The 24,002-nt window shown below is 73.0% G+C and carries 26 protein-coding genes; 18 read left to right on the forward strand and 8 right to left on the reverse strand.

The annotated features are described in order from the left end of the window. Positions 1 to 55 precede the first annotated feature (55 nt). Complete coding sequence (locus tag ACZ4WV_RS08720) at positions 56 to 1,237, forward strand: winged helix DNA-binding domain-containing protein (protein WP_465744221.1); 1,182 nt, start codon at positions 56 to 58, stop codon at positions 1,235 to 1,237. 1 nt (position 1,238) lies between these two features. Here the strand turns inward: ACZ4WV_RS08720 and ACZ4WV_RS08725 are convergent, their stop codons facing one another. Beyond that, complete coding sequence (locus tag ACZ4WV_RS08725; RefSeq protein ID WP_465744223.1) at positions 1,239 to 3,566, reverse strand: transglycosylase domain-containing protein; 2,328 nt, start codon at positions 3,564 to 3,566, stop codon at positions 1,239 to 1,241. Positions 3,567 to 3,849: 283 nt separating this feature from the next. Here ACZ4WV_RS08725 and ACZ4WV_RS08730 point away from each other — a divergent pair, with 283 nt between their 5' ends. The 9 genes from ACZ4WV_RS08730 (at position 3,850) to ACZ4WV_RS08770 (ending at position 12,555) form a co-directional block, all read left to right on the forward strand. After that, a complete protein-coding gene (locus ACZ4WV_RS08730; protein WP_465744225.1) occupies positions 3,850 to 4,707 on the forward strand; it encodes an ABC transporter permease in 858 nt (285 codons plus the stop codon). Next, positions 4,700 to 5,527 carry an ABC transporter permease gene (locus ACZ4WV_RS08735; RefSeq protein ID WP_465744227.1) on the forward strand — a complete coding sequence of 276 codons (828 nt, stop codon included), beginning with the start codon at positions 4,700 to 4,702 and terminating at the stop codon, positions 5,525 to 5,527. The genes ACZ4WV_RS08730 and ACZ4WV_RS08735 overlap by 8 nt, the downstream gene beginning before the upstream one ends. Before the next feature lie 86 nt (positions 5,528 to 5,613). Beyond that, the gene (locus ACZ4WV_RS08740) at positions 5,614 to 6,573 is read left to right on the forward strand and encodes an ABC transporter ATP-binding protein (RefSeq protein WP_465744229.1); all 960 of its coding nucleotides are present in this window, start codon (positions 5,614 to 5,616) and stop codon (positions 6,571 to 6,573) included. Between the two features lie 62 nt (positions 6,574 to 6,635). Further along, positions 6,636 to 8,006, forward strand: coding sequence for a DUF445 domain-containing protein (locus tag ACZ4WV_RS08745; protein WP_465744401.1), 1,371 nt, complete (start codon positions 6,636 to 6,638; stop codon positions 8,004 to 8,006). A 139-nt stretch (positions 8,007 to 8,145) separates the two neighbouring features. After that, positions 8,146 to 9,162: an adenosine deaminase gene (locus ACZ4WV_RS08750; protein ID WP_465744403.1), complete on the forward strand. Its 1,017-nt coding sequence runs from the start codon at positions 8,146 to 8,148 to the stop codon at positions 9,160 to 9,162. A 153-nt stretch (positions 9,163 to 9,315) separates the two neighbouring features. Then, positions 9,316 to 9,894: a toxin-antitoxin system HicB family antitoxin gene (locus tag ACZ4WV_RS08755; RefSeq protein ID WP_465744231.1), complete on the forward strand. Its 579-nt coding sequence runs from the start codon at positions 9,316 to 9,318 to the stop codon at positions 9,892 to 9,894. 128 nt (positions 9,895 to 10,022) lie between these two features. Continuing rightward, complete coding sequence (locus tag ACZ4WV_RS08760; protein WP_465744233.1) at positions 10,023 to 10,862, forward strand: DUF4097 family beta strand repeat-containing protein; 840 nt, start codon at positions 10,023 to 10,025, stop codon at positions 10,860 to 10,862. Continuing rightward, entirely contained in the window at positions 10,862 to 11,788 is a 927-nt protein-coding gene (locus ACZ4WV_RS08765; protein WP_465744235.1) for an ATP-binding cassette domain-containing protein, read from the forward strand. The genes ACZ4WV_RS08760 and ACZ4WV_RS08765 overlap by 1 nt, the downstream gene beginning before the upstream one ends. Further along, entirely contained in the window at positions 11,785 to 12,555 is a 771-nt protein-coding gene (locus ACZ4WV_RS08770) for an ABC transporter permease (RefSeq protein WP_465744236.1), read from the forward strand. The genes ACZ4WV_RS08765 and ACZ4WV_RS08770 overlap by 4 nt, the downstream gene beginning before the upstream one ends. Before the next feature lie 133 nt (positions 12,556 to 12,688). Here ACZ4WV_RS08770 and ACZ4WV_RS08775 read toward each other — a convergent pair whose 3' ends face one another. Beyond that, complete coding sequence (locus ACZ4WV_RS08775) at positions 12,689 to 13,087, reverse strand: hypothetical protein (RefSeq protein WP_465744238.1); 399 nt, start codon at positions 13,085 to 13,087, stop codon at positions 12,689 to 12,691. 222 nt (positions 13,088 to 13,309) lie between these two features. Between ACZ4WV_RS08775 and ACZ4WV_RS08780 the strand changes: the two genes are divergently transcribed. Both ACZ4WV_RS08780 and ACZ4WV_RS08785 read left to right on the forward strand, forming a co-directional pair. Beyond that, positions 13,310 to 13,804 (forward strand): GNAT family N-acetyltransferase, encoded by a 495-nt coding sequence (locus ACZ4WV_RS08780; RefSeq protein ID WP_465744240.1) that lies wholly within the window; start codon positions 13,310 to 13,312, stop codon positions 13,802 to 13,804. Positions 13,805 to 14,131: 327 nt separating this feature from the next. Then, positions 14,132 to 14,686, forward strand: a complete 555-nt coding sequence (locus tag ACZ4WV_RS08785; RefSeq protein WP_465744241.1) for a GNAT family N-acetyltransferase — start codon at positions 14,132 to 14,134, stop codon at positions 14,684 to 14,686. A gap of 61 nt (positions 14,687 to 14,747) precedes the next feature. Here ACZ4WV_RS08785 and ACZ4WV_RS08790 read toward each other — a convergent pair whose 3' ends face one another. After that, a complete protein-coding gene (locus ACZ4WV_RS08790; RefSeq protein ID WP_465744243.1) occupies positions 14,748 to 15,584 on the reverse strand; it encodes an NmrA family NAD(P)-binding protein in 837 nt (278 codons plus the stop codon). A 107-nt stretch (positions 15,585 to 15,691) separates the two neighbouring features. Then, positions 15,692 to 16,681, reverse strand: a complete 990-nt coding sequence (locus ACZ4WV_RS08795; RefSeq protein WP_465744245.1) for a quinone oxidoreductase family protein — start codon at positions 16,679 to 16,681, stop codon at positions 15,692 to 15,694. A 109-nt stretch (positions 16,682 to 16,790) separates the two neighbouring features. On the opposite strand from ACZ4WV_RS08795, the gene ACZ4WV_RS08800 reads away from it, so the two are divergent. After that, on the forward strand, positions 16,791 to 17,141 hold the full coding sequence (locus tag ACZ4WV_RS08800; protein ID WP_465744247.1) for an ArsR/SmtB family transcription factor: 351 nt from the start codon (positions 16,791 to 16,793) through the stop codon (positions 17,139 to 17,141). 159 nt (positions 17,142 to 17,300) lie between these two features. Here ACZ4WV_RS08800 and ACZ4WV_RS08805 read toward each other — a convergent pair whose 3' ends face one another. After that, on the reverse strand, positions 17,301 to 18,068 hold the full coding sequence (locus ACZ4WV_RS08805; protein WP_465744249.1) for a CDP-alcohol phosphatidyltransferase family protein: 768 nt from the start codon (positions 18,066 to 18,068) through the stop codon (positions 17,301 to 17,303). A gap of 366 nt (positions 18,069 to 18,434) precedes the next feature. On the opposite strand from ACZ4WV_RS08805, the gene ACZ4WV_RS08810 reads away from it, so the two are divergent. Continuing rightward, positions 18,435 to 19,001: an NUDIX hydrolase gene (locus ACZ4WV_RS08810; RefSeq protein WP_465744251.1), complete on the forward strand. Its 567-nt coding sequence runs from the start codon at positions 18,435 to 18,437 to the stop codon at positions 18,999 to 19,001. Positions 19,002 to 19,108: 107 nt separating this feature from the next. Next, positions 19,109 to 19,798: an HAD family hydrolase gene (locus ACZ4WV_RS08815; RefSeq protein WP_465744253.1), complete on the forward strand. Its 690-nt coding sequence runs from the start codon at positions 19,109 to 19,111 to the stop codon at positions 19,796 to 19,798. A gap of 46 nt (positions 19,799 to 19,844) precedes the next feature. Here the strand turns inward: ACZ4WV_RS08815 and ACZ4WV_RS08820 are convergent, their stop codons facing one another. Both ACZ4WV_RS08820 and ACZ4WV_RS08825 read right to left on the reverse strand, forming a co-directional pair. Then, positions 19,845 to 20,537 carry a YidC/Oxa1 family membrane protein insertase gene (locus ACZ4WV_RS08820; RefSeq protein WP_465744255.1) on the reverse strand — a complete coding sequence of 231 codons (693 nt, stop codon included), beginning with the start codon at positions 20,535 to 20,537 and terminating at the stop codon, positions 19,845 to 19,847. A 146-nt stretch (positions 20,538 to 20,683) separates the two neighbouring features. After that, entirely contained in the window at positions 20,684 to 20,977 is a 294-nt protein-coding gene (locus ACZ4WV_RS08825; protein WP_465744257.1) for a DUF6412 domain-containing protein, read from the reverse strand. Between the two features lie 125 nt (positions 20,978 to 21,102). Here ACZ4WV_RS08825 and ACZ4WV_RS08830 point away from each other — a divergent pair, with 125 nt between their 5' ends. Continuing rightward, complete coding sequence (locus ACZ4WV_RS08830) at positions 21,103 to 21,387, forward strand: type II toxin-antitoxin system Phd/YefM family antitoxin (protein WP_380611409.1); 285 nt, start codon at positions 21,103 to 21,105, stop codon at positions 21,385 to 21,387. Beyond that, entirely contained in the window at positions 21,380 to 21,802 is a 423-nt protein-coding gene (locus ACZ4WV_RS08835; RefSeq protein ID WP_465744259.1) for a PIN domain-containing protein, read from the forward strand. Before ACZ4WV_RS08830 ends, ACZ4WV_RS08835 begins: the two co-directional genes overlap by 8 nt. A 119-nt stretch (positions 21,803 to 21,921) precedes the next feature. On the opposite strand, the gene ACZ4WV_RS08840 is transcribed toward ACZ4WV_RS08835, so the two are convergent. Next, positions 21,922 to 23,010, reverse strand: a complete 1,089-nt coding sequence (locus ACZ4WV_RS08840) for a Gfo/Idh/MocA family oxidoreductase (protein ID WP_465744261.1) — start codon at positions 23,008 to 23,010, stop codon at positions 21,922 to 21,924. A 168-nt stretch (positions 23,011 to 23,178) separates the two neighbouring features. Between ACZ4WV_RS08840 and ACZ4WV_RS08845 the strand changes: the two genes are divergently transcribed. Beyond that, positions 23,179 to 23,958, forward strand: a complete 780-nt coding sequence (locus ACZ4WV_RS08845; RefSeq protein WP_465744263.1) for an HAD-IIA family hydrolase — start codon at positions 23,179 to 23,181, stop codon at positions 23,956 to 23,958. Positions 23,959 to 24,002: the final 44 nt, after the last annotated feature.

The following is a 24,002-nucleotide window of genomic DNA, read 5'->3' on the forward strand; positions in this document are numbered from 1 at the left end:
TAGAGCCGGTCCGCAGATGGGCCGGTTCGTCGGTGGCGGGCGCTAGGGTCCGGGCATGACCAAGGCGGTGCCGGTGATCGGTGATGCGGAGCGGCGGGCCCGGCTGGGGTGGCGGCAGTTGTTGGTGCCATCGGTCCGGGCGGCGCGGGTGGAGGACGTGGCCGACGCGGTGGTCGGGTTGCACGCGACGGACGCGGCCACGGTGTACCTGTCGGCGTGCGCGCGGTTGGCCGAGCCCTCGGCGGCCGAGGTGGACCGGGCGCTGTACGAGGACGTCACGCTGGTGAAGCTGCTGTCGATGCGGCGGACGATCTTCGCGGTGACGGAGGACTTCGCCCCGTACGTGAGTTCGGGGGCGGCCCGGGCGATCGCGCTGAAGGAGCGGGCGACGCTGCTCAAGCACCTGCGGGACCACGCCGAGGGCTGGGACGCGGCGCGGCTGGCGGCCACGGAGCGCGAGGTGCTGGCCGCGCTGGCGCGCCGCGGTGAGGCGACGACCAGGCAACTGGCCGAGGACGTCCCGCAGTTGGGCGAGACCATGCTGATGGCGGCGGGCAAGCCGTACGAGAACCGGCAGAGCGTGGGCAGTCGGCTGCTGCGGCTGCTGGCCTCGGACGGGCACGTCCGCCGCTGCCGTCCGCGCGGCTCCTGGCTGAGCAGCAGCTATCCCTGGGCGCCGGTGCCGCAGTGGCCGGACGTGCCGGTGCGGGAGGCGAAGGCGGAGGTGGTGCGGCGCTGGCTGGCGGCGTACGGGCCGGGGACGGTCGAGGACGTGAAGTGGTGGACGGGCTGGACTCTGGGGGACGTCCGGAGGGCGCTGGCGGACGTCGGGGCGCTGGACGTGGCGCTGGCGGACGGTTCGGCCGCGCTGGTGCTGCCGGGGGACGCCGGGGCGGTCGCGTCGCCCGAGCCCTGGGCGGCGCTGCTGCCGGCCCTGGATCCGGCGGTGATGGGCTGGCGCGGGCGGGACTGGTACCTGCGGCCGGAGGACGTGCCGGCGCTGTTCGACCGGGCGGGCAATGCCGGGCCGACGGTGTGGTGGTGCGGTGAGGTGGTGGGCGGCTGGGCGCAGCGGGCGGACGGTGAGCTGGTGTGGCGGCTGTTCCGGGACGTCGGGGTGGACGCCGAGCGGGCCGTCGCGGCGGCGGCGCGGCGGTTGGCGGGTTGGCTGGGGGGCGTGCGGGTGACACCGCGCTTCCGTACGCCGCTGGAGCGGGAGTTGGCGGCGGGGGTGTAGCTCACCCGGCGGGCGCCGTGGCGGGGTCGGTGGGGCCGGCGGTGGTGGGCTGGGTGGTGGGCCGGGGCGGTCGGGTCTGGGTGGGCCGGGCGGCGGGGGAGGGTTGCTCCTGGCTGGGGGTGGGTTGGGGGTCCTGGGGGCTGGGGCCGGCCGGGCGGGGTTCGGGGGCGTCGGTGGCGGCGGGTGTGCTGGGGGACTGGGGGCGGGTGGTGGGTGCGGTGGCCGCGCCACTGGGCGTGTCGCCGTTGGTGGGGGTGGCGCCGGGGCTGGGGGCGGTACTGCTGGGGGCGGCGGTGGCGGTCCAGGTGCCGGTGTCCGGGGTGCCGTGGCCGGTCTGCAGGTCGAACTGCCGGGTGGGGCTGCCGTTCAGGGCGGCGGTCATGTAGGTGGTCCAGATCTTGGTGGGGAAGGCGCCGCCGTTGACCCGGGTGAGGCCGGCGGTGCCGGACAGCGGCTCCTTGGCGTGGGTCTTCGGGTTCTCCCGGAACAGGCCGATGGTGGTGGTGAGTTCGGGGGTGAAGCCGGCGAACCAGGCGGAGAGGTTGGAGTCGGTGGTGCCGGTCTTGCCGGCGGCGGGGCGGCCGAGGTCGAGGGCTGCGGCGCCGGTGCCGCGGGGGCTGACGACGTCGCGGAGCACGTCGGTGACGGTGTCGGCGATGGTGCGGTCCATGGCGGTGGTGGCCTTGTGGTCGGGCGTCTTGGGGACGTCGACGGCGCCGCCGGGGTTGACGCGTTCGAGTTTGAGGACGGACCAGGGGGTGTGGGCTTCGCCGTGGTTGGCGAAGGTGGAGTAGGCGCCGGCCAGGTCGAGGGCGCTGGGGGTGGCGGTGCCGAGGGTCATGGAGGTGTTGGCGGGGTCCATGCCCCGGACGCTGTCGGGGATGCCGAGTTTGACGGCGGTCTCGCGGACGCGGGCGAGTCCGGCGTCGACGCCTTCCTGGGCGTACACGGAGTTGACGGACTTGACCATGGCGTAGCGGAGGGTGATGTTGCCGTAGTTGACGTCGTCCTCGTTGGGCGGTGCGTAGCGGGTGGGGCCGCCGGTGACGGGGCGTTCGCTGGTGCCGTCGTAGCGGGTTTCGGTGGTGATGGGGCGGCCGTCGGCGGTGTGTTGGGCGATCAGGCCGGCGGCGAGGTCGATCGGTTTGAAGGTGGAGCCGATCTGGTTGTCCTGGCGCAGGGCGTCGTTGTAGGGCTGCTTGGCGTAGTCGGGGCCGCCGTAGACCGCGAGGACGCGGCCGGTGGCGGGGTCGACGGAGGCGCCGGCGACGCGGACGTCGGTGTCGGTGGTGGGGCGGGCCTTGGGGTCGAGTTCGTCGGTGAGTTCGTCCTGGACGGCTTGGGCGAGGGCGTCCTGCTTGGGCTTCTCGAAGGTGGTGGTGATCCGCCAGCCGCCGGCTTTGAGGGTGGGGGCGTCGATGGTGCCGGAGGAGATGAGGTAGTCGTCGGCGACACCGACGAGGTAGCCGGCCTGGCCGGCGAGACCGGTGGCGGGCTGGGGGTCGGTCGGTTCGGGGAAGGTGGTGGCGGCGCGGTCGGCGGTGGTGAGGAAGCCGAGTTGGACCATGCCGTCGAGGGTGTAGTTCCAGCGGGCGAGGGCTTTCTCGCGGTTGGCGGGGGTGGCGGTCTTGACGTCGTAGAGGCTGGGGGCCTGGAGCAGGGAGGCGAGGTAGGCGCCCTGGCCGAGGGTGAGCCGGGAGACGTCCTCGCCGTAGTAGGCGTGGGCGGCGCTCTGGATGCCATAGGCGCCGCGGCCGAAGTAGCTGCTGTTGAGGTAGCCGGCGAGGATGTCCTTCTTGTCGCGCTGCTGGTCGACCTTGAGGGCGATGAAGAGTTCGCGGCCCTTGCGTTCGAAGGTCTGGTCCTGGGTGAGGTAGTAGTTCTTGACGTACTGCTGGGTGATGGTGGAGCCGCCCTGCATGCCCTTGCCGAGCAGGGTGTTCCAGCCGGCGCGGAGCATGCCCTTCAGGTCGATGCCGCGGTTCTGGTAGAAGGTGCGGTCCTCGGCGGAGACGACGGCCTGCTGGGTCTGCAGCGGGATCTGCTCGATGGTGACGTCGGTGCGGTTGACGGCTCCGGTGCGGGCGATCTCGGTGGTGCCGTCGGAGTAGAGGTAGATGTTGTTCTGGGCGACGGCGTGGGCGTTGGGGTCGGGCACCGGGACGATGACGTAGAGCACGGCGAAGGCACCGACGGCGAGCAGGAGCAGCGCCGTGAGGGTGCCGAGGGTGATCCGCCAGGTGGGCAGGAGCCGGCGCCAGAGGGGGAGGGCGCGGCGGGCCTCGCGGCGGGCGGCCCGTTTGGCCTGGCGGCGGGTGCTCAAGGTCATGCCGAGATTATCTGCTATTTGACGTGCGATCAGTTGCGGTCGGCTGCTTGAACTGCGCGGTTGCGCGCGTCGGGTCGTGCGCCCCGGGGTGCGTCGGAAATCCGGGTGCGGGCGGGGATGGCCGTCGGTACGGTGAAAGGTGCCAACCGCATAGCGCGCTCACTTCGGCAGCTCCGCCCGTCCGAGCCCGGTACCCCCGGGTGCGGCCGGTCGGGGCCGCTGGGTCGTGCGTCGGCGCGCGTGCGGACACCTGTCTGCCCGTATTTGTCGACAAGGAGACAATATGCAGAATGTGGCCGCCCTGGCTGCGAAGCCCCCCGATGCCGCCGCCGGCTCCGCCCTCGGGCTGTACGCCGCGGTGGCCCGCGGCGCCTTCCGCCGCTACTCCACCTACCGGGCCGCCACCCTGGCCGGCACCTTCACCAACACCGTCTTCGGCATCATCCTCGCCTCCTCCTTCCTCGCCCTCTGGCAGGCCCGTCCCGGACTCGGCGGCTACGACCAGGGGCAGGCCGTCACCTACATCTGGGTCAGCCAGGGCCTGCTGGTCACCCTCGCCGTGTGGGGCGGCGGCTTCCAGGACGACGTCCAGGACCGCTTCCGCTCCGGCGACATCGCCGTCGACCTCTACCGGCCGGTCGACTTCCAGGGCTGGTGGCTGGCCACCGACCTCGGCCGGGCCGGCTTTCAGGCACTGATCCGCGGCACCGTGCCGATGCTGGTCGGCGCCCTGGTCTTCCGCACCCGGATGCCCGAGCAGCCGCTGACCTGGGCGTTCTTCCTGCTCTCCGCGCTGCTCGCGCTGCTGGTCAGCTTCGGCCTGCGGTTCCTGGTCTCGATCACCGGCTTCTGGCTGCACGACTCGGAGGGGGTGCGCGCGGTGATGCTGGTGGTCTCGATGTTCTTCTCCGGCATGCTGCTGCCGCTCGCGCTCTTCCCCGGCTGGCTCGGCGACGTCGGCCGGGTGCTGCCCTGGGCGGCGCTGGTCAAGGTGCCGACCGACGTCTTCCTGGAGCGTGCGAGCGGCACCGGGCTGCTCCCCGAACTCGGCTTCCAGCTCGGCTGGGCGGCCGCGCTGCTCGCCGCCGGGCGGGGCGCCCAGTGGCTGGCGACCCGCCGGGTGGTGGTGCAGGGTGGCTGAACCCCTCGCCGCGCGCACGTCCTGGGCCCTGCGCTCCTGGTGGTTCTGCGCCCGGATGTGGATGCGCTCGATGATGGCCTACCGGGCCTCCTTCGCGCTGAACCTCGTGGCCAGTCTGGTCACCCAGTCCCTGGACTTCGTGGTGTTGGTGATCATGTTCCAGCACACCGACGAACTCGGCGGCTGGCACCTCCCGGAGATCGCCTTCCTCTACGCCACCGCGGCCTTCGCCCTCGGCACGGCCAACCTGCTGGTCGGCTCGGCCGACGGCCTCGGCGTGCGGATCACGAGCGGCACGCTGGACACCATGCTGATCCGGCCGGCACCCGCGCTCTCCCAGCTGTGCGCCGAACGCTTCACGCTGCGCCGGCTCGGGCGCCCGCTCCAGGCCACGGCGGTGCTCGTCTGGTCGCTCGGCGCCCTGGACGTGCCCTGGACCTGGGACCGAGTGCTGCTGGTGCCCGTCCTGCTGGTGTGCGGCAGCGTCATCTTCGGCGCGATCTACGTCGGCGGCGCCACCGTCCAGTTCTGGTGGGGCGACTCCAAGGAGATCCAGAACTCCTTCACCTACGGCGGCGCGACCCTGCTGCACTACCCGCCGACCGTCTTCGCCAAGGAACTGGTCGCCGGGGCGGTCTTCGGCGTTCCGCTCGCCTTCGTCAACTGGCTGCCCGCCCTGCACATCCTCGGCCGGCCCGACCCGCTCGGCCTGCCCACCGCCTTCCAGTACGCCTCCCCGATCGCCGCCGCGCTGTGCGTCACCGCTGCCGGGCTCGCCTGGCGGGCCGGACTGCGGGCCTACCGCGGTACCGGCAGCTGACCCCCGCGCCCTGCTGCGGCCGCACCGCCCTCCGCGGCCCGGCCGCACCGCCCGCAAGGCCGTAGCTCCCCCCGGAAGGAAGCACCATGGCACTGATCGAACTGCAGGACGTCCACCGCACGTTCACCGTGCGGGCCCGCACCGGCCGGTTCAGCCGGACCAAGCGTGAGGTGCGCGCGGTGGACGGGCTGAGCTTCACCGTCGAGGCCGGCGAGTGCGTCGGCTACATCGGGCCCAACGGCGCCGGAAAGTCGACCACCATCAAGATGCTCACCGGCATCCTCGTCCCCAGCGCCGGGCGGTTGCGCGTCGCCGGGGTCGACCCGGCCCGCGAACGCGTGGCGCTGGCCCGCCGGATCGGCGTCGTCTTCGGCCAGCGCACCACCCTGTGGTGGGACCTCCCGCTGCGCGACTCCTTCGAACTCGCCCGCCGGATCTACCGCATCCCCGACCAGCGGTACCGGGAGAACCTCGCCCGCTGCGTCGAACTCCTGGACCTGGCGGGCTTGTTGGACACCCCCGTACGGCAGCTCTCGCTCGGCCAGCGGATGCGCGGCGACCTCGCGGCGGCGCTGCTGCACGACCCCCAGGTGCTCTACCTGGACGAACCGACCATCGGCCTGGACGTGATCAGCAAGGGGAAGGTGCGCGAGTTCCTGCGCGAGGTCAACCGCGACCGGGGCACCACGGTGCTCCTCACCACCCACGACCTGACCGACATCGAGCAACTCTGCGGCCGGGTGATGGTGATCGACCACGGCCGGGTGGTCCACGACGGCGGGCTGGACGGGCTGCACACCGCCGGGCGCAGCGAGCGCACGCTGGTGGTCGACCTCGCCGAGGCCCGGCCGCCGATCGAGGTGGCCGGGGCGCGGGTGGTGAAGGTCGACGGGCCGCGGCAGTGGCTCGCCTTCCCAGCGCGGGAGAGCGCGGCGCCGATCGTGGCGGCGGTCGCGGCGCGGTACCCGCTGGTGGACCTGTCGGTGCGCGAACCGGCCATCGAGGACGTGATCGCGCGGATGTACGCGAAGGTCGCGATCGGCTAGCGGCGGGCGCGGCCCGGCCCCGGAACCGGCCCGGGCGCCTGGTCGGGCGCGTTGTCGGGTGCCTGGTCGGGCGCGCCGTCGGGCGTGCATCCGGGGCTCGTCACCCGTCCGGGGAGGGCAACGGGCAGACTGGCGGGGTGAGTGACGAAGCCTTCAGCGGGACGGGCCCCGGGGTCCGGTTCACCGCGGCCGACGAGCAGAAGAGACGCGGCGTCCGCCGGATGAAGACCATCGCGACCGGCCTGCTGGCCTTCGCGACCCTGGTCTTCGCCCTCTCCACCTGGGCCAAGGCGGCCGGCGCCGGCGCCTGGGCCGGGTACCTGGCGGCCGCCGCCGAGGCGGGCATGGTCGGCGCGCTGGCGGACTGGTTCGCGGTGACGGCGCTGTTCCGCCGCCCGTTCGGCCTGCCGATCCCGCACACCGCCATCATCCCGACCAAGAAGGACGCCTTCGGGCGCTCGCTCGGCGACTTCGTCGGCGAGAACTTCCTCTCCGGCCACGTGGTGCGCGGCCGGCTCGCGGCACTCGGCATCGGCCGCCGGCTGGGGGAGTGGCTGGCCGCGCCGGGCAGCGCCGAACGCGTCACCAAGGAGGCGTCGGCGGCGCTGCGCGGGCTGCTCGCGGTGCTCCACGACGACGACGTGCGGGCGGTGGTCGCCGAGGCGGTCACCCGGCGGGCGGCCGCCACCTCGGTGGCCGAGCCGATGGGCCGGATGCTGGGCAAGGTGGTGGCGGACGGCGGCCACCATGGCGTGGTGGACCTGGTGGCCGTGCGGGCGCACGGCTGGCTGACCGCCAATCACGAGGACGTGGTCCGGAAGGTCACCCAGAAGACCCCGGGCTGGACGCCGAGGTTCATCGACAACCAGGTCGGTGAGCGGGTCTACCGGGAGCTGCTGCGCTTCGTCACCGACATCCGGGACGACCCGGACCACCCGGCCCGGGGCGCGGTCGACAACTTCCTCGCCGACTTCGCCACCGAGCTGCAGAGCGACCCGGAGACCATCGCCCGGGTCGAGCGGGCCAAGGTCGAGCTGCTGGGCCGCCCCGAGGTGCAGGAGCTGATCAACTCCACCTGGGGGGCCGTGCGCGCCCTGGTGATGGGCGCGGCCGAGGACGAGGACAGCGAACTGCGCCGGCGCATCCGCGACGGCGTGCGCGGCTTCGGCGAGCGCCTGGCCACCGACGCCAAGCTGCAGGCCAAGGTGGACGGCTGGCTGCAGGACGCGGCCCAGTACCTGGTCGACACCTACCGGACGGAGATCACCTCGCTGATCTCCGACACGGTGGCCGGCTGGAACGCCGACGACGCCTCCCGCAAGATCGAGGCCAACGTCGGGCGCGACCTGCAGTTCATCCGGATCAACGGCACGGTGGTCGGCGCCCTCGCCGGACTGCTGATCCACGCCGTGGCGGTCGCGCTCGGGGGGTGAGCCCGGAGCGCTGTTCCGGCTTCGGCCTATCCTGGGCCCCAGCTTCGCGATACGCGCGTAGAAGGAGAAGGGAACCACCGTGGTCCAGCCGGACGGAAGTCGGATCGGAAACCCCACTGGTACCACCGTCGACCGGAGCATCGAGGCGTTCATCGCCGGGATGCCCAAGGCGGAACTGCACGTCCACCACGTCGGTTCGGCCTCGCCCCGCGTCGTCGCCGAGCTGGCCGCCCGCCACCGCGGAGGGTCCAAGGTGCCGGCCGACCCGGCCGCGCTCGCCGAGTACTTCACCTTCACCGACTTCGCCCACTTCATCGAGGTCTACCTGAGCGTCGTGGACCTCGTCCGCGACGCCGAGGACGTCCGCGCGCTCACCTACGGCGTCGCCGAGGACATGGCCCGCCAGAACATCCGGTACGCCGAGCTGACCATCACCCCGTACTCCTCGGTCAAGCGCGGGATCCCCGAGGTCGCCTTCATGGAGGCCATCGAGGACGCCCGGCTGCGCGCCGAGAAGGACCTCGGCGTGGTGCTGCGCTGGTGCTTCGACATCCCGGGCGAGGCGGGGCTGGAGTCGGCGGAGGTGACCGCCCGCCTGGCCACCGAGCTGGCCCCCGAGGGGCTGGTCAGCTTCGGGCTGGGCGGGCCGGAGATCGGTGTGCCGCGGCCGCAGTTCAAGCCGTACTTCGACCGGGCGCGGGCGGCCGGCCTGCGCTCCGTCCCGCACGCCGGCGAGACCACCGGGCCGCAGACGGTCTGGGACGCGATCCGCGAGCTGGGCGCCGAGCGGATCGGGCACGGCACCCAGGCGGTGCACGACCCGGCGCTGCTGGACTACCTGGGGGAGCACCGCATCGCGTTGGAGGTCTGCCCGACCTCCAACATCGCCACCCGGGCGGTGGAGCGGATCGAGGAGCACCCGATCAAGCGGATGGTGGACGCCGGGCTGCTGGTGACCGTCAACAGCGACGACCCGCCGATGTTCGGCACCGACCTCAACACCGAGTACGCGGTGGCGGCGCGGCTGCTGGGCCTGGACGAGGCGGGCGTCGCGGCGCTCGCCCGCAACGCGGTGGAGGCCTCCTTCCTGGAGCAGGCCGGCAAGGCGCGGCTGACCGGCGAGATCGACGCCTACCTGGCGGGCTGGCAGCGCTGACGCCCTCCCCGCCGAACCGCCCCGTCGACCACGAGAGCCCGAGCCTCGGTCGGCGGGGCGGTGGCGTTCTCGGAGCCACCCACTCATCGAGTGGCATCAAAGTGGTGCCATAAATGGCTCGACATGGCACCGGCGGCGTGCCATGCTTGAGCCATGGACCTCACGCCGTACGTCGAAAACCTCCGGAACGAGCTCGCGGTCGCCGCGGCCACCGGCGGGGAGGAAGCCCGTGCGCTGGCCGACCGGCTGACCCTCCCGCTGGAGTCGGCCGTGCGGCTCACCCTGCTCAACGCCCTCTCCGCCGCCATGGGCGAAGTGACCCGCGACCTCGCCCCGGGCTCGGTGGACGTCCGGCTGCGCGGCCTCGACCCCGAGTTCGTGGTGACCGCACCGCCCGGATCCGATGCCTTCCACGGTGATGTGCCGTCCGCTGGGCCGATGGTGCCGTCGATGGCTCCGGTGATGCCATCGGTGGCGCCGGCCACGTCGTCGATGGCGCCGGAGTCGGACGAGACGGGCACCGCCCGGATCAACCTGCGGCTGCCCGCCCAGCTCAAGGCCCGGGCGGAGGAGGCGGCCGGGCAGGAAGGCCTGTCCCTCAACGCCTGGTTGGTGCGGGCCGTCGCCGGGGCACTGGAGGGCGGTCGGCCCGGCGTCCGCCCGGCCGCCGAGCTCGGCGCCCCCACCACGCGCAGCGTCGGCGGCCAGGGATTCACCGGCTGGGTCCACTGACACTTCCGCACCATCCGCGTTTCCGCATCACCCGGCGATTCCGCACCGCCCGCGTTTTCCGAACCTTCAACGTCACCCCCGCTCCGACCAGCGGGAACACCTCCACGAGTCAAGAGGACGGGACAGCCATGCCTTCGTACGAGACGGACGGACCGATCTCCGCCGCCCTTGAGTTCGAGATCGGCTCGGTGTGGATCCGCGCGAGCAAGCGCACCGACGCCGTGATCGAGGTCCGGCCCGCCAACGCGGCCAGAGACGCGGACGTCAAGGCCGCGGAGCTGACCCAGGTCGACTTCTCCGGCGGTCGGCTCACCCTCAAGGGCCCCAAGCAACGCACCGTGTTCTCCAGCAAGAAGGGTTCGATCGAGGTCCTGGTCGAGCTGCCGGCCGGCTCCGAGGTGCACGCCGACTCCCCGATGGCGGACTTCGTCACCGAGGGCCCGCTCGGCACGTGCCGGATGAAGACCTCCATGGGCCGGATCCAGATCGACCGGGCCGACAGCGTGCGGCTCAAGACCGACATGGGGGACGTCCGGGTCGGCACGGTCACCGGGGACGCCGAGATCACCGGCGGCGGCCGGATCGCGGTCGCCTCCGTCGGTGGCGCGCTGACCGTCAAGAACAGCAACGGCGACACCGAGATCGACGAGGTGCACGGCGAGCTGAGTGCCAACGCCTCCAACGGCCGGATCCACGTCGGCCTCGCCGGGGCGGGCGTGGACGCCAAGACGGCGAACGGCCACATCCGGCTCGGCCGGGTGGTCCGGGGCAGGGTCAGCCTGCAGTCCGGCGTCGGCGACGTGGAGGTCGGCATCGCGGAGGGCACGGCGGCCTGGCTCGACGTGCACAGCAAGTTCGGCGCCGTCCGCAACGCCCTCGGCGCGGCGCAGGGCCCGGGCGACGCCCGGGAGACCGTCGAGGTCCGCGCCCAGACCCAGGTCGGCAGCATCACCATCCGGAGGGCCTGATGACCGCGATCTCCGCGGTGGGACTGACCAAGTCCTACGGGGACAAGGCCGTGCTCAGGGGCATCGACCTGTCCATCCCGGCCGGCAGCGTCTTCGCCCTGCTCGGGCCGAACGGCGCCGGCAAGACCACCACGGTGCAGATCCTCTCCACCCTGATCCCGGCCGACGGCGGCTCGGCCCGGGTGGCCGGCCATGACCTGCTCCGGCAGGCCGACGCGGTCCGGAAGGCGATCGGGGTGACCGGCCAGTTCTCGGCGGTCGACAACCTCCTCACCGCCGAGGAGAACCTGATGCTGATGGCGGACCTCAACCACCTCCGCCGTCGGGAGGGTCGGAGGCGGGCCGAGGACCTGCTGAGCCGCTTCGAGCTCACCGAAGCCGCCCGCAAGCCGGTGGCCACCTTCTCCGGCGGCATGCGGCGCAAGCTCGACCTGGCGATGACGCTGGTCGGTGAACCGAAGGTGATCTTCCTGGACGAGCCGACCACCGGGCTGGACCCGCGCAGCCGGCGGACCATGTGGGAGATCATCCGGCGGCTGGTCGCCGACCGCGGGGTGACGATCTTCCTCACCACCCAGTACCTGGAGGAGGCCGACCAACTCGCCGACCGGATAGCCGTCCTGGACGGCGGTCGGATCGTCGCCGAGGGCACGGCCGAGGAACTGAAGCGGATCGTCCCCGGCGGGCGGATCCGGCTCCGGTTCGCCGACGCCACCGGACTCGACAGCGCCGCAGCACTGTTCGACTACGCCACGGCCGACACCGAGGCCCTGGTGCTGGACATCCCCGGCGACAACTCCGTCCTCACCGTGAGGACCGTACTGGACGTGCTCGACAACGCGTCCGTCCGGGCGGAGTCGCTGGTCGTGGAGACGGCGGACCTGGACGACGTGTTCCTCGCACTGACCGGGGAGGGGGCGCGATGAGCGCGACGACGACCTATGTGGTCAGCGACTCGCTGACCATGCTGCGGCGCAACCTCAAGCGGGCGCAGCGGTACCCGGCGATGACCTTCTCCGTCGTGGTGATGCCGGTGATGATGCTGCTGCTCTTCAACTACGCCTTCGGGGGCGCGCTGGGGGCGGGCATCGGGGGTGGCAGCTACATCGACTACGTGACGCCGGGCATCGTGCTGATGACGGCGACGGCGGGTTCCGTCGCCACGGCGGTGGGCGTGTGCGTCGACATGACGGAGGGGATCGTCAACCGGTTCCGGACGATGTCGGTCTCACGGTCGGCGTTCCTAGCCGGGCACGTGGTCGGGAGCGTCATCCAGACGGTGATCGCGCTGGTGCTGGTGATCGGCGCGGCCTTCGCGATGGGGTTCCGCTCGAGCGCCGGGCCGGTGGAGTGGCTTGCGGCCGCCGGGCTGCTGCTCTTCGTGACGCTGGCGCTGACCTGGGTATCGGCGGGCATCGGACTGGTGTCGAAGACACCGGAGAGCGCGAGCAACACGCCGCTGCCGCTGACCTTCCTGCCGTTCATCGGCAGTGCGATCGTCCCGCCCGACTCGATGCCCACGGTGCTGCGCTGGTTCGCCGAGTACCAGCCCTTCACTCCCATCATCGAGACCCTGCGCGGCCTGCTGACCGGCACCGGGATCGGCACCAGCGGCTGGAGCGCCCTCGCCTGGTGCACCGGCCTCACGGTGGTCGGCTACCTGTGGTCGCGGAGGGTCTTCTACCGGCGGTGACGGGGGTACGGCCGGTAGCCCACCCGGCCCGGGGGGGGGGGGGGTCCCCCCCCCCCCCCCCCCCCCCCCCCCCCCCCCCCCGCCGTGGCGTCATCTCACGGCGCCGGCATCAGGTTTTGCTCAGCGGCGGGCGTCACCAGCGGTCGATGCCCATCGTCTTGGCCGCGCTGTGGATGGCGTTGTAGTGGGGGATCGACATGTCGGACTTCTTGTCCTTCGGCGGCAGGTGCTTGTCTGCGGCCCGGAATTCGTCCCGCGCGGAGGCGAGCAGGCTGGTGCCGTAGGAGACCGGGACGTCGTTCTTCCCGTGCACCGGGTGGGACTTGGCGGCCGTCTGGCTCCCGGCTTTGGCCAGGATGCTGCGGGCCTGGTTGTACGCGTCGGCCTTGACCGTCTTGGGGTTGCGCACCTGAGCCTGGACCCCGGCCACGGGCCCGGCCTGCTCGGCGGCCGTGGCGACGGGGGCGACGGCGGCGGTGAGCGCGCCTGCGGTAACGGCGGTCACCAGGGCATTGCGGACGATCCTGTTCATGCGGAATCCTCTCCGTGGACATCCCAAAGATTCGCCTCCGCACAGGACATGGGAATGGTCGGAGTGCGAACGTCTCCGCCCTACCCCTGCCCTCGGCAGCGGTAAACCGGCTTCCGACCGGCGGTTCGGAAGGTGTGGAACGAGTGAAAGCATTCGGACATGGCATCGGTGCCACGGAAAACGCCGGGCGCTCGGCCACCCTCGTTGGTTAGCCTCGGCGCCATGACCTGGCTCCCTGCTGACTTCGTCCACCCCGTCCACGTCCCGCTGCTCGACGGCGAGTACCACCTGCGGCCGATCAGGGAGGCCGACACCGCCCTCGACTACCCCGCCGTGATGGGCTCGCGCGAGCGGCTGTGGAGCATCTTCGGCCCGGCCTGGGGCTGGCCGGAGGCGACGATGACCTTCGAGGGCGACCGGATCGACCTGGCGCGGCACGAGCGGGAGATAGCCGCCCACGAGTCCTTCAACTACGTCCTGATGGACCGCGCCGAGACGGCGGTCCTGGGCTGCGTCTACATCGACCCGCCGGAGCGGGTCGGCGCCGACGGCGAGATCTCCTGGTGGGTGGTGGACGAACTGGTCGGCAGCGAGGTGGAGCAGGCACTGGACGCCCTGGTGCCGCAGTGGATCGCCGCGGACTGGCCGTTCCGCACGCCGCGCTACCTGGGGCGCGATCTCTCCTGGCAGGACTGGCTGGCGCTGCCGTCCGTCTGAGGCCCGGTTGCCCGCGCCCCCGACTGGGGGCGCCGGTAACGCGAACGGGGTCCGGCACCGGTGAAGGTGCCGGACCCCGTCCGACAGTGGAGCGCCAGGCCCGGGTTGCACGGACTCTTCCTACTGAAAGTAGGACGTGCTCTGGTAGCACCGCTGACGCCTGACGAGGAATCATCTCCCTCGCGACGAGAAGAAGATTAGCAGCTCAGCGCCCGTGCGGCGAACCGGGGGCGGAGCGGCTCCCCCTGCCGGGCCGGCGCGCGCCCGCCCGTGCGGGCGGCCGCAAAAACGGTTGCCGACGACACCGGCGGTGGTGATCATCGTGCGATGAACACCAGCATCCGACGCGTGCGGACCGAGGAGTGGGAGCGGGTCAAGGCGATCCGTCTGGACTCCCTCCAGGATCCGGTGGCCGGCATCGCCTTCCTGGACACCTACGAGCAGGCCGCCGCGAGGCCCGACGGGTTCTGGCGGGGCCGCGCCGAGGGCGCGGCCGAGAGCGACTCCGTGCGGCAACTCGTCGCGGAGGCGGAGGACGGCCGCTGGCTCGGCAGCATCACCGTGCTGGTCGAGCGACCCGGCGGGGCGGGGGCCATCGGCGGCGACGTCATCGAGGTCCCGCAGACCCACCTCGTCGCCTTCTACGTCCGCCCCGAGGCGCGCGGCACCGGACTGGCCCACGAGCTCATCCGAGTCGCCCGGGAATGGTCGTGGTCGCTCACCGAACCCCGCATCGAGCGGGTGCGGCTGTTCGTCCACGAGGACAACGCGCGTGCCCAGGCGATGTACCTGCGGGCCGGCTTCCAGCACACGGGGGTGTCGGTGCCGGTGCCCGGCGACGAGACGCGCCGGGAGCTGGAACTGGCTGTCGGCCGGGGCTGACCGGCGCCGGCTCCCGGCGCCGGCGCCGACGCAGGCGCCGGGAGCGGGCCCGGGCGAGCCGTCAGCGGAAGTCCTCCGCGTGGTCCCGGGCCCATGAACGGAAGCTGCGCGCCGGGCGGCCGAGCACCTGTCGGACGGTGTCCGTGACCCGCTCCGGCTCGCGCGTGAACGACTCATAGGCCCGCAGCCGGGAGTCCGCGAACGCCGCGCTCCCCATGGCCTCGGTCAGATGCACGCGGGCCGTCTCCGGCGCCAGTTCCTCCCAGCGCACCTCGGTGCCGGTCTCCTCGCCGATGATCCGCGCCAGTTCGGCGTGGGCGATCGACTCGGGGCCGGTGACCACGTACTTGGCGCCGTCGTGGCCCTCCTCGGTGAGCGCCGCGACGGCCACGTCCGCGATGTCCCGCTCGTGGATCAGAGAACGGCGCGCCCCGCCGTACGGCCAGCGGACGACGCCCTGCCGCACCTGGTCGGCCCAGTGGAGCGTGTTGCCCGCGAAGTCGATGGCCCGGACGAAGGTCCAGCGCAGGCCGGACTTGCGGATCAGCCGCTCGATCTCCTGGTGGTAGACCACCGGCTGCTCGTCGTCCGCGAGGTCGGCCACATCCGTCGACAGGTAGACGACCCGCTCGGCGTGCTTCGCGATCAGCTCCACGACCCGCGGCTGCACCGGGATCGCCGGCCACACCAGGTAGACGCCCTCCACCCCGTCGCTCAGTGCGGCCACCAGGCTCTCCGGCGCGGCCAGATCGCCCTGTACGGCCTCCACCCCCGGGGGCAGCGCCACCGCCGCGCCGTCCCGCACCAACGCCCGCACCTCGTGCCCGCGTTCGGCCAGCCCGGCCACTACGTGCCTGCCCACACTGCCGTTCGCACCGATCACCAGAATCTTGCTCATGGCCGTCCGAACACCGGGTGGGGCCGCCTTATGCCCGGACGGTCCCTCAGGTCCGGCTGATGGTCAGTACGGTCGCGCCGGCCTGTCGGCGTGCCGGTCCTTCATGCTCAGACTGCCACGCGCACCACGTACTTGCCGGTGGCCCGTCCCGCCTGCATCGCGTCGTGCGCGGCCGGTACGGCCTCCAGGTCCGGCAGTTCGGTGAGCGGGATGCTCAGGCCGCTGCCCACCTGGAGGTCGAGGGTGGCGCGGATGGCGCGCGCGAGGCGTTCGGGGGCCGTGGCGGCGAGGTAACGGTGGCTGAAGCCGGTGACGGTGAGGTTGCCGGCCATCAGGCGGCTGAGCGGGGGCAGGTCGCTGACGGTGCCGCCGCCCGCGTTGCCGAACAGGACGATCCGGCCACCGGGCGCGGTGATGTCGAGGTCGAGCTCCAGCGCGGCGGTGCCCAGCGGGTCCAGCACCAGGTCGACGCCCCGGCCGTCGGTGGCGGTGCGGATGGCGTCAGCGAGTTCCTCGTCCCGGGCGAAGGCGTGGTCGTAGCCCAGCCCGACCGCGGCCGCCGCCTTGTCCGGGCGGCCGACCGTGCCGATCAGGGTGCCGCCGCCACCGAGCAGCGGGACCAACTGGGCGATCGCGCTGCCGATGCCGCCGCCGGCCGAGTGCACCAGGACGTTGTCCCCGGCGCTCAGCCGGCCCGCGTCGGTCAGCAGCAGGACGGCGGTGGCGAGGCCGAGCGGGGCGGCCGCGGCGGCGCTGAGCGCCAGGCCGTCCGGGACCGGAACGGTGAGCACGGCCTCGGCGATGACCACCTCGGCCAGCCCGCCGCCGACCGGCGCGGCCGCCACCCGGTCGCCGACGGCCAGGCCGGTGACGCCTTCGCCGAGCTCCCGGACCGTCCCGGCCACCTCCTTGCCCGGCAGGTAGGGCCACCCGGAGACGTAAGCGCTGTCGCCGCGGCGGGTCATCACGTCCACGAAGTTCAGTCCGGCCCAGGCGACGTCGATCGCCACCTGGCCGGGGCCGGGGTGTGGCGCCTCGATCTGCTGGATCTCGGAGTTCTCGGCTCCTCCGGGTGCGGTCATCACCAGTGCGCGCATGTTCGTGCCCCCTCGACTACGATGTTCGACGAACGGCGAAATTGCCGTGCGGCATTGATACCACGCAGTTTCGATGGATGTCGAACATCGCAGATGAGGAGGGTCGTTGATGCCTCGCAGCACCCGCCGCCGACCGGCGCTCTCGCACCCCGCGGCAGGGGAGATCGACCTGTACGACGTCCTGCACGCGCTCTCCGACCCGACCCGGATGACCATCGTCCGGATTTTGCGTGCCGAACCGGAACGGGCCTGCGGCACCTTCCCGGTGGACGTCGCGCCGTCCACCCTCAGCCACCACTTCAAGGTGCTGCGCGAGTCCGGCGTGATCACCCAGCGGGAGGAGGCCAACCGCCGTTTCTCCGCGCTGCGCGCCGTCGACCTGGAACGCCGCTTCCCCGGGCTGCTCGACACGGTCCTCGCGGCGCTCGCCCGCAACGACGGGATAATGGAAGGGACTTGAGCCCGCCCGAGGCGCCACCGGCCGGACGGCAGGGGCGGCGCCGGGGCCGGCGGCGACGGGCTGAGGTGTTGTCACGCGCCCACGCGGGCGGACCGGACCGCCGCCCCCGCCGCGTCAGCCCGTCGGGCTCGACCGCGGGACCGGTAGGCCGTGCCGGGATCAGCGCAGGCGGGAGGAGGAGAGGATCGACGCCAGGTGCGCGACCACCATCCCCCAGGTGATCACCGTGATCCCGGCCAGTGCCGCCCGCGTCGCGCCGAGGTGGCCCAGCCCGGCGTCCACCGCGGCCGCCGCCAGCAGCACCAGGGAGGCCTCGATGCCGTTCGTCACCCGGTGGATCTTGAAGATCGAGGCGAGCCGGCGGGCCGTCGCGATGCCCTGGGAGCGCGGCTGGGTGGACTCCTCGTCCGCCGGCGGCTGTCCGCTGCGCGCGCGGGCCACGTCCACCAGGTCCGTCGAGGCCTTCAGCAGCACCACGCCGAGCGCGGCGGCCAGGCCCGCCGACACCCACAGCTCCGATCCGCCCCGGGCCGCCCGGATTCCCGCGCCGATCATCAACGCGGCGTCCGCCAGGTAGGCGCCGAGCCGGTCGACGTAGACCCCGGCCATGCTGAACTGGCGCTTCCAACGCGCCACTTCGCCGTCGACGCAATCGAAGAGCAGGAACAGCTGGAACAGCACCGCCGCCAGCACGGCGCCGGGCAGGCCGGGTATCAGCAGGGCCGCGCCGCCGCCGACCCCGCACGCCACCATCACCCAGGTCAGGGTGTTCGGCGACACCGAGGTGCGCACCAACTGCCGGGTGGCGCGCAGCGAGACCGCCCGCATGTACAGCCGGCCGGCCCAGTGCTCCCCGTTACGGCTCTGCAGCTTGGCCTTCGGCTGGCACACCTCGCGCAGCTCGGCGAGCGCCGGAGCAGCCACCATGACGACATCCCTCCACCAGTCCCGAAACGATCACCACAGGCTACGGCCTCCGAAGCACTGCTCCGACCAGCCCGTTCGACGGTGAAGACGGAGTGAACGGGCCGTTGTGGAAGCGGTGAACGGGCCGGTGGGGAGGGCGATGCGGAGAGGGGTGACGCGGGCGGGGGACGGTCGAAAACCGGTGGGCGCACCGAAGCACCCGGGGCTAGGCTTCGCGGGTTCACCGGAACCCGAGCCCCGGGCCCGATCGCCCGTTCCGACACGCCGGTTGGCGCGGTCCGCCACGGTCCGACACGGGCCGACGCGACCCGACGCGACCCGGCGCCGTCCGACGCGGCCCCGGGGCGGAACGAGGAGCGCAGAACCATGGCGACCACCGGCGCCGCGCCGCACAGCCCCGACCTGTCCCGACTCCTGGACGACCACCGGCCGCAGGGCCCGGTGGAGACCGCCGATCACGCCCGGGCCCGCGCCCTGGTCGGCGCCCCCGACGCGTGGGACCGCGGCACCCCGCTGCACTTCACCGCCTCTGCGCTGGTCGTCCACCCGCCGACCCGCCGGGTCCTGCTGCGCTGGCACGTCCGCCAACAGGCCTGGCTGCAGGTCGGTGGCCACGGCGACCCGGGGGAGACCCTGCCGCTGGACATCGCGCTGCGCGAGGGGGTGGAGGAGACCGGTCTGACGGACCTCACGCCGTGGCCCGACGCCGCGCTAGTCCACCTCGCCGTGGTGCCCGTCCCCGCCTCGCCCGTCGAACCCGCCCACGAGCACGCCGACCTGCGCTTCCTCCTGGCCACCGGTACGCCGGACGAGGCCCGCCCGGAGAACCCGGCCTCCCCGCTGGAGTGGCTGAGCATCGAGGAGGCCAGGCAGCGGACCACCGAGGAGAACTTCCGCGAGACCCTCGACCGGGCCGCCCGCCTGCTCTCCTGAGCCCCTTGTCGGCCGCCGCCGCCCCGCTTCGCCCGCTGCCGTCCCGCTTCGCCCGCTGCTGCCCGTTCCGCCCCCTCCCGCCCGTCCCCGTCCGCCGGAAGGCCCCGATGCACACCGACCAGATCCTCATCTTCGACGCCGACGACACGCTCTGGGAGAACAACGTCCTCTTCGAGCGGGTCATCGACGGTTTCCTGGACTGGGTCGCCGCCCCGGACCAGCGGGCGGCCACCCGGGCCCTGCTCGACCGGATCGAGGCCACCAACGCCGCCGTCCTCGGCTACGGCGCGGCCGTCTTCCGGCAGAGCCTGGTGGACTGCCTCCGGCAGCTGCGCGCCGACCGCGCCCCCGCCGCCGACGAACTGGCCCGGATCGACGAGCTGCTCACCCCGCTGACCGACCGCGGCGCGATCGAGCTGATCCCCGGCGTCGCCGACACCCTGGCCGCGCTCGCCGGACGCCACCACCTGCTGCTGCTCACCAAGGGCGACCAGGACGAGCAGCGCACCAAGGTGGCGGCCTCCACGATCGACCACCACTTCCGCGGCATCCACATCGTGGCCGAGAAGTCGGTCGACACCTACCGGCAGCTCGCCGTCGAACTCGGCCTCGACCCCGGGCGGACCTGGATGATCGGCAACTCACCCAAGTCCGACATCGCCCCCGCCCGCCGGGCCGGGCTGCGCACGGTGTTCATCCCGCACGAGCACACCTGGGTGCTGGAGCACGAGGAGATCGGCCCGGACGAGGTGACGCTCCGGCTCAAGGTCTTCCCGGAGCTGCTGGGCCACTTCTGACCACTGCGGCCCCGGCACCCGTCCGCGCCGGACGGCGCCGGCCCCGTCAGACCGCGAGGACGGTCGCCGGGGCGGGCGCCCCGCCCCGGTAGAGCCAGGCCCGCTCGGTGGCCGACCACACGCTGGTGGTCAGCAGGTACAGCGCGGCGGCCACCGGCACCAGCACCGCGAACAGCACCGAGGCGAACGAGAGGTACGGCAGCATCGCCGCGCCCGGCTGCGGGGTGGTCTGCGCCGCCGTCGCACGCCGTGCCCGGCGGTAGTTGACGTACCCGACCGCGGCCAGCCCGGCGTACAGCAGCCCGAACACCGCGAACTGCCCGGCGCCGTGGGCGTTCCCGACGTGCAGGCCCAGCGGCACCCCGAACAGGGTGTGGTCCAGCAGGTCGTTCGGCGTGGTGAAGAGCCGGTACATCACCGAGAAGAACGGGATCTGCACCAGCATCGGCAGGCATCCCGCGAACGGCGACACCTGCTCCTGCCGGTACAGCTCGGCGAGCGCCTCGCGCGCCTTCTCCGGATCCTTCGTGTGCTTCCTGTTCAGCTCGGCGACCTTCGGCGCGAGCTTCGAGCGGGCCTTCTCCCCGCGCGCCGCCGCGCGCGCCAGCGGGTGCAGGCAGAGCCGGACGGCGAGGACGAACAGGACGATCGCCAGCGCGGTCGGCAGGACGTGCGCGATGGCGGAGACCACGGCGTGGGCGACGGCGACGGCCGGGTCGAGAACAGCGAGAACGGACATGGTGAAGCGAGCCCTCCGGGGTCTCAGGACATGAGTGATCGGCGGAGGACGGCCGCGAAGGTCGTACGAGGCGAAGACGAACGTACGAGGGGCGCCTGCGGACAGGCGCGGGCTTTCCGCGCCTCGACGGTGCGGGCCCTGCGGATCTACGCGGCCGCCGGGGCCGCTCCCGGCGCCCTGGGGCGTCGCCTGCCCCGGGCATCCGGATCACGCTGCGGAAGGAACGCCGTACCGAACGCCCGACGGCGCAGCACCCCGCTGCGCACCACCGCTGGTGCCTGCGTGCCCGACAGCCGGGCTCCGGCCAGTGCCCCCGCGACCGCGCCGGCCACCAGTGCCACGGCCGCCACGGCGGCGACGGACGCCAGCGCGCCGCCGTCGGTCACCAGCTGCCCGGTCAGCACCCGGAGCAGCCCCAGCAGCATCGCGATGACGGCCACGGCTCGCTCCCTTCGGGGTGTTCCCGGCTTCTGACGTTCAGCAGGACGATCCTACGGCCTGCCGGGTTCCCTCCTCGTCGCCAGGAGCGTAGCCAGCGGTGCTACACGGGGCTACCGTGGAAGCCATGAAGACGATTACCCAGCGGGAGTTCCGGAACAACTCCGCCGCGGTGATGGACGCGGTGGAGGCGGGGGAGACCTTCCACATCACCAGGAACGGGGTCGAGGTCGCGGAGCTCCGCCCGGTCTCCGGGCGGCGCAGGCTCACCGCGGAGGAGCTGGTGGCGCGGCACGTGAAGCTGCCGCGGGTGGACTACCAGCAGCTGCGCAAGGAGGCCGAGGAGTACTTCGGGCCCGAGGAGCTGGTGGGGGACGAGGGCGACGACCCGTTCGAGCGGCGGCGTGGCTGAGCGCCGGAGGGCGTCCCGGCGGCGGCCGGCCGGGGTGCTGGACACCTGCGTGTACATCGACCTGGCGCTGCTCAGCCCCGCCGACCTGCCGGCCGTGCCGGAGCTGACCGCGATCACCTTCGCCGAGCTCCAGCAGGGCGTCTCGATGGCGCGGGACCCGGTCAGCCGGGCGGCCCGGCTGGAGGTGCTGGGCGCGGCGATGGCCGACTTCGACCCGCTGCCCTTCGACGCGGCGGCCGCCGCCCGCTACGGGACGCTGGTCACCCTCACCATCGCCGCCGGACGGCAGCCGCGCCCGCGCCGGATCGACCTGATGATCGCCGCCGTCGCGTCCGCCCACGGGCTGCCGCTGTACACGCGCAACGTGTCGGACTTCCGGGGGCTGGGCTCGGCGGTGGAGGTCATCGGGGTGTGAGCCCGGCCGGTGTGAGCCCAGCCGGGCCCTGGCCGCCGGGCAGCGCGCCGGCCTGCGCGCCGGCCTGCAGACCAGTCAGCGCACCGGCCCGCGCGGCCGGCCCGGCAGGCGGCCACCGGTCAGTTCAGCCGGACCGCCGTGCCCGTGGCCGCCGAGGAGCGGGCGGCCTCCAGGACGGTGAGAGCGGCCACCGCGTCGCGCGGGTCGACCGGGGGCGGGGTCCCGGGAGCGGCCAGGGCGGCGGCGATGCCGGCGTAGAAGGCGGGGTAGTCGCCCGGATCGGTGGGCAGCGGGATCGGGGACTCGTCACTGCCCAGGGTGCCGTACTGCTCGGGCCGGTCGGCGCCCCACGGGCGGGTGCCGCCGGGGCGCAGGCCCGCCCGGAGGTCGGCTTCCTGGGGGTCCATGCCGTGCTTGACGTACCCGGCGGTGTCGCCGAGCACCCGCAGCCGGGGGCCGACCAGCGGGGTGATCGCGCTGGTCCACAGGTGCGAGCGGGTGCCGGAGGCGTGGGTGAGCGCGAGGAAGGCGTCGTCGTCCACCGCCGCGCCGTCGCGGCGCACGTCGATCTCCGCGTACACCGTCTCGACCGGCCCGAACAGCGTCAGCGCCTGGTCCACCAGGTGGCTGCCCAGGTCGTAGAGGGTGCCGCCGACCTCGGCCGGGTCGGCCAGCTCGCGCCAGCCCGGCTTGGGCTTCGGGCGGAAGCGCTCGAAGCGGGACTCGAAGCGGTGCACCCGGCCGAGCGCGCCGTCGCGCACCAGCCGGCTCGCGGTGAGGAAGTCGCCGTCCCAGCGCCGGTTCTGGAAGACGGAGAGCAGGACGCCCCGGTCCTCGGCGAGCCGGCACAGCTCCAGCGCCTGGGCGGCCGTGGCGGCCAGCGGCTTGTCCACCACCGTGGCCAGGCCCGCCTCCAGGGCGGTGCGGGCGAGCGGGGCGTGGGTGCGGTTCGGGGAGGCGATGACGACCAGGTCCAGCGCCTCCCGGTCGGCGAACAGCTGCTCGGGGGTGTCGACGGCCCGGGCGTCGGGGTGCTCGCGCCGCAACTGCTCGCGGCGGTCCGGGTTGGCGGTGACCACGGCGTCCAGCCGCAGCCCCGGCGTGGTGGCGATGAGCGGGGCGTGGAAGGCGGAGCCGGCCAGGCCGTAGCCGATCAGGCCGACGCGCAGCGGCCGGTCGGGCACGGGGCGGGGGGTCTGCGGATTCATGCCGCCCACTCAATCACGAGGCGCCCGGTTGCTCCCGGTTTCCGCCGGGCGTCCACCGCGTCCCGCTGGGCGGGACGTAGTGCCGTCGGCCAGGCGTGCGGATTAGGCTGTGCCGCGTCAGGGCCCTCGCACGACGCAAGACGTTGCAACACTTCGGGAGACACGCACGTGGCAGACCGCAAGCCCATCGAGTCCTGGCTGACCGACATGGACGGGGTCCTCATCCACGAGGGCACGCCGATCCCGGGGGCGGAGGAGTTCCTGCGCAGGCTGCGGGAGTCCGGCAAGCCCTTCCTGGTACTCACCAACAACTCGATCTACACCCCGCGCGACCTCAGTGCCCGGCTGGCCGGGATGGGCCTGGAGGTGCCGGAGGAGTGCATCTGGACCTCCGCCCTGGCCACCGCGAAGTTCCTGGCGGGGCAGCGCCCGAACGGCACCGCCTACGTGATCGGCGAGGCCGGCCTCACCACCGCGCTGTACCAGGCCGGTTACGTCCTCACCGACAACAACCCCGACTACGTGGTCCTCGGCGAGACCAGGACCTACTCCTTCGAGGCGCTCACCAAGGCGATCCGCCTGATCAACCAGGGCGCCCGGTTCATCTGCACCAACCCGGACGAGACCGGCCCCTCCCCCGAGGGCGTGCTGCCGGCCACCGGCTCGGTCGCGGCCCTGATCACCAAGGCGACCGGCGTCGACCCGTACTTCGTCGGCAAGCCCAACCCGCTGATGATGCGCGAGGCGCTGAACACCGCCGGAGCCCACTCGGAGACCGCCGTGATGATCGGCGACCGGATGGACACCGACATCGTCGCGGGCATGGAGGCCGGCATGGAGACCATCCTGGTGCTCACCGGCCTGACCTCCGCCGCCGACATCGAGCGGTTCCCGTACCGGCCGACCCGGGTGGTCAAGTCGATCGCGGACCTCGTCGACCTGGTCTAGCCTCTGCGGTGCGTCGCGAGCCCCGTCCCGGCCGAGCGCCGGGG

The organism is Kitasatospora sp. NPDC029312, from assembly GCF_055569215.1.